The following is an 8,931-nucleotide window of genomic DNA, read 5'->3' as shown; positions in this document are numbered from 1 at the left end:
TTCGGGTCGCGCTGCCAGTCCTTGGCGACGCGGGCGTGCAGGTCGAGGGCGCGGCCCCAGGGCAGCGACTCGTCGACGTTCAGGTCGGGGCCCTCGCGCAGGACGGTGTCGACCGGGGTCTCGGCGGCGGGGCCGAGGCGGTCGGCCAGAATGCAGAGCTTCTGGCTGGTGGCCCGGAGCAGGGTGGCCAGCCCGTCCAGCCCGCCACACTCCGAGACCAGCGCGTCGAGCTGCGGCCGGTGGATCGTCTCCAGGTCGTAGTAGGCGAACGGCGACCCGGCCAGCACGGCCTCGGTGGCCTCGCACATCAGCTCGTCGTTGGCGGCCAGGTGCGCGATGATCTGCTCCGCGCTCAGCTCACCCTCGGCCGGCTGCCCGAACCCGCCCGCGTCCACCTCGGCGAGCACCTCGTCGTAGACCTGCCGCAACTGCGCCCTCTCCACCCAGGCAGTGAACCCCGCCCACCCCTGCTGATCATGGCGACGGCACCCGGATCACCCGGACGGGCGGCGTTCCCGGCGGGACGAGCGGTCAGCGGCGGCCGCGGCGGACCCGGAGATAGTCGCTCACCACGTACTCGCCGAGGTCGTTCACGTCCGGCGTGAACATGCGGCCCTGGGAGCGGCGGGCCACCGCATCGACGAAGCGGCGCAGGCCGGGGTCGTCACCCAGCATGAACAGGTTCAGCGTGGCGCCGTACCGGGTCAGCTTGTCCACCTCGCGGATCGTGGCCTCGATCGTCTCCGGCAGCGGTGGCCAGTAGAAGAGCGCCTCCCCGTCCTCCGGGTCCAGGTGGGCGGTCGGCTCGCCGTCGGTCACCACCAGCACGACCGGCTCGGCGCCCGGGTGCCGGCGCAGGTGCCGGCCGGCCAGCCGCAGTGCGTGCTGCAGGTTGGTGCCCTGCTGGAGGTCCGGCTCGACCGCCGCCAGCTCCTGCTGGGTCAGCGGCATCGCCTCCCGGCCGAAGCCGATGATCTGCAGCGCGTCCTGCGGGAACCGGGTCGCCACCAGGTGCGACAGGGCGAGCGCCGTCTGCTTCATCGGCCCCCACCGCCCCTGCGAGATCATCGAGTACGACAGGTCGACGCAGAGCGCCACCGCCGCCGAGGCCCGCCGCTCGGTCTCCACCACCTCGAAGTCCTCGACCGCGAGCTGCACCGGGACGGTGGGGCCGGTCCGGCGTACCGCGCGGGTGAGGGTGCGCACCACGTCGAGGGGCTGCTCGTCGCCGTACTCCCACTGCCGGGATCCGCCGCTGACCTCGCCGGCCGCGCCGGCCGAGCGCAGGTCGTGCTGGCCGCGCGGCCCGGCGGTCAGGTCGCCGAAGACCCGACGCAGGGCGGTGCCGGCGAGCCGGCGCAGCGCCTTCGGGCTCAGGGTCAACCCGTCCGCGTCCCGGCTCACCCAGCCCTGCCGGCGCAGCTCCCGCTCCAGGTCCCGCAGCCGGCGTACGTCGTCGGCGGCGTCCCGGCCCAGCGTCCGGGCGACCGCGTCGACGTCCACGTCGTCCAGGGTGGCGCCGGGTTGATCCTGGTCGAGGGAGTCGAGCAGCTCGTCCAGTTCGGCGATCTCGCCGAGGGCGCCGGTCGCCTCGCCGTAGCCGAGCGGCTGGTCGCCGCGGACCCGCTCGCCGCGCTGCCAGTTGAGGTCGGGGCGGAGCGACCGCAGGTGGGCGTCGAGCGCCGACAGCTCGCCGGTCAGCTGCTCGCCGAGCGACTGACGCATCAGGCCGGCCAGCTCCTCGCGCTGCCGGTCCGACAGCGAGCGCATCAGCCGTTCCCCGGCCGCCGCCCGCCGGGCCAGCACGTCGACCAGCTCGTCGACGTCCTTCGGCTGCTCCGGGAAGAACTCGCCGTGCCGGCGCATGAACTCGGCGAACGCGTCGGTGGTGTCCTCGGCGCGGGCGTGCCGGGCGAGCAGGTCGTTGAGGTCCCGCATCATGTCGGCGAGTTGCCGCTGGACCTCCGGGTCACCGGCCGCCCGCGCCGCGTCCCGCAGCCCGGCGAAGCGCTGCTCCAGCACCTCGCCGCGCAGCCCGTCGAGGATCTGCTGGTACGTCTGGCGCGCCTCGTCGCTGGCCCACTCGTAGCCGGACAGCTCCTCGACCGCCCGGGCGGTGGAGCGGGGCAGGTTGTCCAGCACCGCCTCGGCGAAGCGGGCGTCGTCGTCCTCCCGCCCGCGCAGTTCGTCGCGCTCGGCGGCCAGGGCCTGGTCGAGCAGCGCCCGGGCGCGGGTCACCGCCCCGTCCAGGTCGCCACGGCGCAGCGCCTCGCGCCGCATCCGGCGGGCCCTCGCGGCCAGGTCGTCCAGGCCACCCTGCCCCTGCGGCCCGCGCCGGAGCAGGTCGCGCAGCGCCTCCCGCAGGCTGCCGCCGGCCAGCACCTCCGCGCCGACCGCGTCCACGGCGGCGCGTACGTCGTACGGCGGGGCGAGCGGGTCGGGCCCGCCACGCCACTGGCCGTACCGGAACCGGTTGCCGGCCATGGTCAGCCCCGGCCGCCGTAGACGGTACGGCCGGATTCGGTGACGTCCTTACCGAGCCGGCGGGTCAGGTGCAGCCCTTCGAGGACGAACTCGACGCCGGCGGCGGCCTCCTCCGGAGTGGGCGCGTCGCCCAGCCCGAGCCGGTCGAGGGCCTTGGCCAGCCCCGGTACGGTGCCGACCTGGCGCAGCAGCTCGGCCGAGGAGACGAGCTCTCCGGTCTCGATCACCGCGCCCTCGGCGACCAGCCCGGTGAACCCGGAGAGGTCCAGTCCGGCCAGCCGGGCCCGGAACGTCTCGGCGGTGGCGGTCCGCAGCAGGTGGGCCAGGACCTCGATCTCCCGCCCCTCCTCGCCGCTCTCGAACTCCACCTTGCCGCGCAGGGTGGAGGTGACGGAAACCGCGTCGCCGACCCGGGCGACGGCGGCCTCGGCCCGTACCCCGTCGGGAGCGGAACCTGCGAGCAGGCCGGCGCGGCGCAGCGCGGCGGCGGCGACCGTCTCGGCGGCGGCGATGGCGAACCGGGCGGAGACGCCGGAACGCGGGTCCACCGACGGCGACTCGCGGACCGCGCGGGCGAACCGCGCGAGGACCTCCAGCACGTGCTCCGGCACGTCGGCGACCAGGTCGGCCTCCTGCCGGATCAGCGCCAGCTCCAGCTCCAGGTCGACCGGGTAGTGGGTGCGGATCTCCGCACCGAACCGGTCCTTCAGCGGAGTGATGATCCGGCCCCGGTTGGTGTAGTCCTCCGGGTTGGCGCTGGCCACCAGCAGCAGGTCCAGCGGCAGCCGCAGCTGGTAGCCGCGGACCTGGATGTCCCGCTCCTCCAGCACGTTGAGCAGCGCCACCTGGATGCGTTCGGCCAGGTCGGGCAGCTCGTTGACGGCGAAGATACCCCGGTTGGTACGCGGCACGAGTCCGAAGTGGATGGTCTCCGGGTCGCCGAGGGTACGCCCCTGGGCGATCCGGATCGGGTCGACGTCACCGATCAGATCGCCGACGCTGGTGTCCGGGGTGGCCAGCTTCTCCCCGTAGCGCATCGACCGGTGCAGCCAGCCGATCGGCAGCTCGTCGCCGGCCTCGGCGACCAGCGCGCGGGAGGCCGGGGTGAGCGGGTGCATAGGGTGTTCGTTGAGCACCGAGCCGGGGATGACCGGGGTCCACTCGTCGAGCAGCGCGCCGAGGGAGCGGATCAGCCGGGTCTTGCCCTGGCCACGCTCGCCGAGCAGCACCATGTCGTGGCCGGCGAGCAGGGCCCGCTCGACCTCGGGCAGCACCGTGTCCTCGTAGCCGACGATGCCGGGGAAGCGTTCCTCGCCGGAGCGCATCCGGGCGAGGAGGTTGTCGCGGATCTCCTGCTTGACCGTGCGGTAGTGGTGGCCGGACGTCCGCAGCTCGCCGAGCGTGCCGGGCAGGTCGGCGGGCGGGACCGGGGAAACCTGGTTGGGCGCAGTCACCCGAGCAACGCTAGCGCGGTCCGACGGCGATCCGCCCGTTTCCGGCCGGTCATCCCATCGGCGTCACGAAACCCGATTCGTACGCGGCGATCACCGCCTGGGTGCGGTCCCGGACGCCGAGCTTGGCCAGCACGTTGCCGACGTGCGTCTTCACCGTCTCCACCCCGACGACGAGCTGCGCGGCGATCTCGGTGTTGGAGAGCCCGGTGGCCATCAGCCGGAGCACCTCGGCCTCCCGCTCGGTCAGCCGCGCCGAGCGCAGCCCGTCCCCGCCCCGCCCGCCGTACGCGCCGACGAGCTGGCGGATCGCCGCCGGGAAGAGCAGCGACTCGCCGGCCGCCACCACCCGGATCGCCTCCACCACCTCGGTGGGGCGGGCCCGCTTGAGCAGGAAGCCGCTGGCCCCGGCGCGCAGCGCGTCGTAGACGTACTCGTCGTTGGCGAAGGTGGTGATCACCAGGATCCGGGGCGGGTCGGCGGAGGTGGCCAGCAGCCGCCGGGTGGCCTGGATGCCGTCGATCGCCGGCATCCGCACGTCCATCAGCACCACCCGGGGGCGCAGCTTCGCCACCAGCGGCGGCACCTCCGCGCCGTCGGCGGCCTCACCGACCACCCGCAGGTCGGATTGGGCGTCGATGATCGCGCGCAGCCCGACCCGGATCAGCTCGTCGTCGTCGACGATCAGCACGTCGATGCTCACCGGCTCTCCCTCCTGGGCACCGGGAGCTGCACCCGGACCCGCCACCGGTCGCCGTCCGGGCCGGCGGTGATCCGCCCGCCGAGCAGCAGCACCCGCTCCCGCATGCCGTCCAGGCCGCGTCCGCCGCGGGCCGGCCCGGTCGCCCCCCGCAGGCCGTTGACCAGCTCGATCTCCAGACCGTCCGGCGGTACGTCGACCCGCAGGGTCACCGGGCCGCGGCCGTGCCGGGCGGCGTTGGTGAGCCCCTCCTGCACGATCCGGTACCCCTCCCGGGACACCGCCGCGGGCAGCTCCCCGACCGCCCCGGTGACCCGCGACTGCACCGCCAACCCGGCGGCGCGGGTGTCGGCGACCAGTCGGTCGAGCTGGGTGAGGGTGCGCTGCGGCGCGGTCTCCGTGGTCGGGTACGCCTCCCCGTCGGTTTCCCGGAGCAGCCCGAGCACGTGGTCGAGGTCGTCCATCGCGTGCCGGCTGGTCTCCTCGATCGCGGTGAGCGCCCGGCGGGTGAACTCGGGGTCGGCGTCGAGAAGTTCCCGGGCGGCGCCGGCCTGGAGGGTGGCCACGGTCAGCGCATGCCCGACGGAGTCGTGCAGTTCCCGGGCGAGCCGGTTCCGCTCGGCGAGCCGGGTGGCCCGGGCCTCCAGGGCGGCGATCCGCTCGCCCTGCGACGGCCCGAGCAGCACCGGCGCCATCGAGGCGGCGAGCGCCCCCAGCCCGGCCACCGCGTAGCCGAGGACGACCAGCAGCACCACCCCGGTCAGCGTCAGCCATCCCGGGTCGCGCCCGGTCAGCGGGCCGAACGCGTCGCCGGTCGCCGGCCCGGTGTCGATGCCGAACTGCTGGGCGATGAAGACCAGCGCCATCGGGAACGCGCTGATCGCGGCGAACAGCACCAGCCCGCCGGTGACCAGGTGCAGCGCGATCCAGAGCGCCGAGCGCAGCCGGGTCTCGCGGTCGAGCCGGTAGCCGGGCGGCGGCTCCGGCAGGTCCACCGCAAGCAGCGCCCGGGCGGCGGCGATCTCCAACGCCCGGCTGCCGGCAAGGAAGACGGGGACGGCTGCGAGCACCGCCGCGACCAGCAGCAGCGCCCCCACCAGGGGCAGGGGCATGTCGTCGTTGGTCAGCAACTGGGCGAACGCCGCGGCAATCAGCGCGTACGGCAGCGCCAGCACCCCGCCGAGCAGCAGGAACACCCCGCGCCGCCAGGTGCTCCCCCGCACCAGGGGCCCCAGCACCCCGCCGACCGTCACCCGGTCATTCTCCCGTCGGCAGGTGCCCTGCCGACTCCCCCGCGATGGGGAGATCGCCTCGCGGTCAGCGGTGCTCTTCGACGTACTGCTCCGGGTCCTTGTCCCGGAAGGGCAGGTTGCGGCCGTTCTTGTGCTCGCCGTAGAACCTCAGCCAGCGCGCCCCCAGCTCCGCCCGCAGCTCGACGCTGGCGTGCCGCCGGAAGTCCGGCAGCGCCTCGTCCTCCTCCTCGGCCAGGTGCTCGCTGTTCTCCCGGCGGGCCTGCCAGACCGCCGCCCACCACTCCTCGGACCCGACCGGGTGCCGCTTCGACTCGGCGATCGCGTCGCGGATCTTGTTGTGGTCGCCGATGGCGTCCTCGGTCTCCTCCTCGCCCTCGTCGCCGTGCCGGACGAGATGCGGGTAGAGGATGGCCTCCTCCGCCTCGGCGTGGATGTCCAGGTGCAGGGCGAGCGCGTCCCACACGGCCAGCCGCTCGTCGTCGTCGCGGGCGTCGTCGAGCCGGGCGAAGCCGCGTCGGAAGGCGGCGTGGTCGTCGAGGATCAGCGCGGTGATGTCGTCCATGGTGCTCACTTTCCGGTACGGGCGCGGATCAGCTTGGGCAGCGCAGCCAGGCCGGTGACCGGCCGGAACTGCCGGGCGGCGGCGGCCAGGGCGGCGTACTCGTCATCGGTGAGGTCGATCTCCGCGGCGGCCGCGTTGCGTTCCATCTGCTCCACGCTGGACGCGCCGGGGATGGCCACCACGTTCGGCTGCCGCAGCAGGTAGGCCAGGGCGATCTGGCTGGGGGTGGCGTCGTGCGCGTCGGCGACCCCGCGCAGCGCCTCGATGAGTTGGGCGCCGCGTTCCAGGTTCTCCGGCAGGAAGTACGGGTTGGCCCGGCGGACCGCCCCGCTGGGCGGGTTCTTCGCGTCGTACCGGCCGGAGAGGAAGCCCTGCGCCAGCGGGCTGTACGCGATGACGATCCGCCCCGCCTGCTCCGCGTACGGGATCAGGTCCTCCTCGGGGCCGCGGTCGATCATGCTGTACCGGACCTGGTTGCTCAGCACCCGGCGGCCCAGCGCGGCCTCGGCGAACCGCCAGCGGCGCAGGTTGTAGTTGCTGACCCCGACCTCGCCGACCAGCCCGACGTCCTGGAGGGCACGCATGCCGCGCATGGTGGTGGTGTCGGCGACCACCGGGTTGGGCTGGTGCACCTGGTAGAGGTCGATGCTGGTGACGCCGAGCCGGGCGGCGGAGGCGACCGCCCGCTGCTGCACGACCGGCGCGATCGGCAGCACCGGGAAGACCTTGCTGGCCACCACGACCTTGGCCCGGTCTTCGCCGAGCGCCTCGCCGAGGATCCGTTCGCTGCGGCCGAAGCCGTAGATCTCGGCGGTGTCGAAGAGGGTGACGCCCAGGTCGAGCGCGCGCCGGACGATGTCCGCCGCCCGGTGCTCGTAGTCGGGGCCGTAGCCCCACTCCTTCGAGCCGAACTGCCAGGTGCCGAGGCCGATCTTCGAAATGGGCTTGGGGGTGTCGAGCGGGACGAAGCGCATGGCCTCGAAGCTACCCGCGGCGGCGAGCCGGCACGCCCGTTCCGGCGGCCCGGCACAAGTGCGCCGGGTGCCGCAGGTCCGGGCCGGACTAGGCTCATGATCCGTGACCTACCTTGCCGCCGATGAGCGCTACGACTCGATGACCTACCGGCGCAGCGGACGCAGCGGGCTGCGGCTGCCCGCCATCTCGCTCGGGCTCTGGCACAACTTCGGGCCGGACCGGCCCGTCGAACGGCAGCGGGACATCGTCCGCCGCGCCTTCGACCTCGGGATCACCCACTTCGACCTGGCGAACAACTACGGCCCGCCGCCCGGCTCGGCGGAGGAGAACTTCGGCCGGCTGCTCGCCACCGACCTCAAGCCGTACCGGGACGAGCTGGTCATCTCCAGCAAGGCCGGCTATCTCATGTGGCCCGGCCCGTACGGCGAGTGGGGCTCGCGCAAGTACCTGATCTCCTCGCTGGACCAGTCGCTGCGCCGGATGGGGCTGGACTACGTCGACATCTTCTACTCCCACCGGTTCGACCCGGACACCCCGCTGGAGGAGACGATGGGCGCGCTCGACGCCATCGTCCGCTCCGGCCGGGCGCTCTACGTGGGCATCTCCAACTACAACTCCGAGCAGACCGCCCGGGCCGCCGCGATCCTCCGGGACCTGGGTACGCCGCTGCTGATCAACCAGCCGTCGTACTCGATGCTCAACCGCTGGACCGAGCGGGACGGCCTGCTGGACACGCTGGCGGAGGTAGGCGCCGGCTGCATCGCGTACAGCCCGCTGGCGCAGGGGCTGCTCACCGACCGGTACCTCGGCGGCATCCCGGCGGACTCCCGGGTGCGGACCAGCGTCTTTCTCAACGAGAGCGACCTCAGCGAGGAGACGATGGCGACGATCCGGGCGCTCGGGGCGATCGCCGAGCGGCGCGGCCAGTCGCTGGCCCAGATGGCGCTGGCCTGGGCGCTGCGCGACCCGCGGATGACCAGCCTGATCATCGGCGCGAGCAGCGTCGCCCAGTTGGAGGGGAACGTCGCCGCGCTGGCCAACCTCGACTTCACCGCCGAGGAGCTGCGCGAGATCGACACTGCTCTCACCCTGGGCTGACCTTCGCTGTCGGACCGCGCCGATATGGTCCGTCGCCATACGGCCGCGGCGGCGCGGTCCGACCACGAAGGGCAGGCTCGATGGGCGCCTCCGGCTGGAGCTACACGGTCCCCTACCAGCCCGACCTGAACGCGGCGCTGCACGAGCTGCGCGAGCGGGTGTTCGCCGAGGGCCGGTACTACTGGGCGGTCGGCGACTACTGCCGGTGGACCGGTCGCTGTGCGGTCCTGCACGACGCCGCGGGCAACCCGACCGAGCTGCACTTCTGGGGCTACTCGGGGGACTGAGTCACCAGACCCGGCGGCGGCCGGCGCGGTGGCTGCGTACCTCGCAGGGCCGGCCGGCCGGCCCTGCGAGGTACGCAGCCACCGCTGGCTCTTATACACATCTCCGAGCCCACGAGACCGG

The 8,931-nt window shown here is 73.7% G+C and carries 9 protein-coding genes; 2 read left to right on the top strand and 7 right to left on the bottom strand.

Going from position 1 to position 8,931, the window contains the following annotated elements:
* The 7 genes from DKL51_RS05495 to DKL51_RS05465 form a co-directional block, all read right to left on the bottom strand.
* Positions 1-443, bottom strand: a 443-nt coding sequence (locus DKL51_RS05495) for a hypothetical protein (RefSeq protein ID WP_124811796.1), incomplete at its 3' end; no start/stop codon positions are given.
* Between the two features lie 88 nt (positions 444-531).
* Entirely contained in the window at positions 532-2,484 is a 1,953-nt protein-coding gene (locus tag DKL51_RS05490) for a VWA domain-containing protein (RefSeq protein ID WP_109943969.1), read from the bottom strand.
* A gap of 2 nt (positions 2,485-2,486) precedes the next feature.
* The gene (locus DKL51_RS05485) at positions 2,487-3,938 is read right to left on the bottom strand and encodes a sigma 54-interacting transcriptional regulator (protein WP_109943968.1); all 1,452 of its coding nucleotides are present in this window, start codon (positions 3,936-3,938) and stop codon (positions 2,487-2,489) included.
* 49 nt (positions 3,939-3,987) lie between these two features.
* Positions 3,988-4,638 (bottom strand): response regulator, encoded by a 651-nt coding sequence (locus DKL51_RS05480; RefSeq protein ID WP_109943967.1) that lies wholly within the window; start codon positions 4,636-4,638, stop codon positions 3,988-3,990.
* Positions 4,635-5,888 carry a sensor histidine kinase gene (locus DKL51_RS05475; RefSeq protein WP_109943966.1) on the bottom strand — a complete coding sequence of 418 codons (1,254 nt, stop codon included), beginning with the start codon at positions 5,886-5,888 and terminating at the stop codon, positions 4,635-4,637. Before DKL51_RS05475 ends, DKL51_RS05480 begins: the two co-directional genes overlap by 4 nt.
* A 64-nt stretch (positions 5,889-5,952) precedes the next feature.
* On the bottom strand, positions 5,953-6,450 hold the full coding sequence (locus DKL51_RS05470; RefSeq protein WP_109943970.1) for a hemerythrin domain-containing protein: 498 nt from the start codon (positions 6,448-6,450) through the stop codon (positions 5,953-5,955).
* A 5-nt stretch (positions 6,451-6,455) separates the two neighbouring features.
* Positions 6,456-7,424 (bottom strand): aldo/keto reductase, encoded by a 969-nt coding sequence (locus DKL51_RS05465; RefSeq protein WP_109943965.1) that lies wholly within the window; start codon positions 7,422-7,424, stop codon positions 6,456-6,458.
* Positions 7,425-7,527: 103 nt separating this feature from the next.
* Here DKL51_RS05465 and mgrA point away from each other — a divergent pair, with 103 nt between their 5' ends.
* Both mgrA and DKL51_RS05455 read left to right on the top strand, forming a co-directional pair.
* Entirely contained in the window at positions 7,528-8,523 is a 996-nt protein-coding gene (gene mgrA, locus DKL51_RS05460) for an L-glyceraldehyde 3-phosphate reductase (RefSeq protein WP_109943964.1), read from the top strand.
* Between the two features lie 80 nt (positions 8,524-8,603).
* Entirely contained in the window at positions 8,604-8,810 is a 207-nt protein-coding gene (locus DKL51_RS05455; RefSeq protein ID WP_109943963.1) for a hypothetical protein, read from the top strand.
* Positions 8,811-8,931: the final 121 nt, after the last annotated feature.

Source organism: Micromonospora globispora (genome assembly GCF_003857015.1).
Taxonomy (GTDB): domain Bacteria; phylum Actinomycetota; class Actinomycetes; order Mycobacteriales; family Micromonosporaceae; genus Micromonospora; species Micromonospora globispora.
The sequence above is the reverse complement of the archived record's forward strand: the minus strand, read 5'-3'. Positions and strand labels throughout refer to the sequence as shown.

What these genes read in the sequence shown, in the direction of transcription:
- DKL51_RS05470 (WP_109943970.1), bottom strand. Translation starts at nt 6,450, where the DNA reads ATGGACGACATCACCGCGCTGATCCTCGACGACCACGCCGCCTTCCGA.
- DKL51_RS05465 (WP_109943965.1), bottom strand. Translation starts at nt 7,424, where the DNA reads ATGCGCTTCGTCCCGCTCGACACCCCCAAGCCCATTTCGAAGATCGGC.
- DKL51_RS05490 (WP_109943969.1), bottom strand. Translation starts at nt 2,484, where the DNA reads ATGGCCGGCAACCGGTTCCGGTACGGCCAGTGGCGTGGCGGGCCCGAC.
- DKL51_RS05455 (WP_109943963.1), top strand. Translation starts at nt 8,604, where the DNA reads ATGGGCGCCTCCGGCTGGAGCTACACGGTCCCCTACCAGCCCGACCTG.